Source organism: Streptomyces flavofungini, assembly GCF_041028215.1.
Classification (GTDB): Bacteria; Actinomycetota; Actinomycetes; order Streptomycetales; family Streptomycetaceae; genus Streptomyces; species Streptomyces flavofungini_B.
Window position 1 is genome coordinate 1 of sequence record NZ_JASKYR010001232.1, and the last position, 1,453, is coordinate 1,453.

At 73.8% G+C, this 1,453-nt stretch carries 1 protein-coding gene; it reads right to left on the reverse strand.

The genetic code is table 11. The annotated features are described in order from the left end of the window. Nucleotides 1-19: 19 nt before the first annotated feature. Nucleotides 20-1,453, reverse strand: a 1,434-nt coding sequence (locus AB8Z36_RS40010) for an APC family permease (RefSeq protein ID WP_369218270.1), incomplete at its 5' end; no start/stop codon positions are given.

A 1,453-nucleotide genomic window follows, 5' to 3' on the forward strand; every position in this document is an offset into this window, starting at 1 on the left:
GACGTACGCGGGGATCGGCTCACCCCCCGGCCGCCGAGCCGATCCCCGCGTACGTCTCCGGGCGCGCCGCGCGCAGCCACAGCCCCCACGCCATCCCGGTGCCCGCGGCGAGCAGGATGAGCGAGGGCAGGACCCAGCGCAGCGGATTGTGCGGCGAGACCCCGAGCTGGACGCTGAAGTTGGTGAGCGCGAGCCAGAAGACGACGGCGAGCGCGGCGCCCGACAGGAGCGGCGCGATCTGCCGGTGCCAGCGCGGCTCGGACAGCTCGGGGCGGCGGACGAAATAGCCGACGACCGACGCCGACGTGGCGAACAGGAGCAGGATCACGCCGAGCGCGCCGAGGTTGGTCAGCCAGGTGAAGACGTCCGCCACCGGATCGCGCCCGGCCAGGGCGAAGACGCCGATGACGGCGGCGGTGACCCCGGTCTGGAGGAGCGAGCCGCGGTGCGGGGAGGTGTGCCGGGGGTGCAGTACGCCGAGTCCGCGCGGCAGCACGCCTTCCCGGCCGAGGAAACGCGCGTACCTGGCCACGGCGTTGTGGAAGGAGAGCAGCGCCGCGAGCAGGCTGGTGATGAGGAAGAGCTGCGCGGCGTCGGAGAAGGCCGTGCCGAGGCTGGCGTCGCTGAGGGTGAACATCATCCGCGGCCCCTGCTCGGCCGCGACCCGCGTCGCCCGGCCGGTCCCCGCCCCGCTCACCATCGCCCAGGCCGTGGCCGCGTAGAAGACGCCGATGAGCGCGACGGCGATGTACGTCGCCCGGGCCACGGTGCGGCGCGGATCGCGGCACTCCTCGCTGTAGAGCGCCCCCGACTCGAAGCCCATGTACGCGGCGAACACACAGCACAGGGCGACGCCGAGGGCGCCGTTCGTGGCGGCGGCCCAGGTGAGGGGCGCGGCCGAGACGCCCTCGGGGGCGTGGCCGAACTGGGCGACGTCGAAGACGAGGACGGTGCCGAACTCCAGGACCAGCAGCACGGCGAGGACGCGTACGCCCACGTCGATCCTGCGGTAGCCGAGCGCCCCGACGACCGCCGTGCACGCGAACACCAGGGCCCACCAGGGGATCTCCACCCCCGTCCGGGCCTCGACGAACTCCGCGGTGGTCGCCCCGAACAGGCCCGCGATGCCGATCTGCATGGCGTTGTAGGAGAGCAGCGCCACGAACGCGGCGCCCACCCCCGGCGTGCGGCCGAGGCCCTGCGCCGTGTACGCGTAGAAGGCACCGGCGCCCGTGATGTGCCTGCTCATCGCCGCGTACCCCGCGCTGAACAGGCCGAGGACGACGGCGATCAGGAGATAGAGCAGGGGAATCCCGAGGATGCCGGTGACGCCGAGGGACTGCGGGACGCCGCCCGCGGCGACGGTCAGCGGAGCCGACGCGGCGATCACGACGAAGACGATGCCCGCGACGCCGATGCGGCGCTCCGGGGCGGTGGTGGGACGCACAGGGGG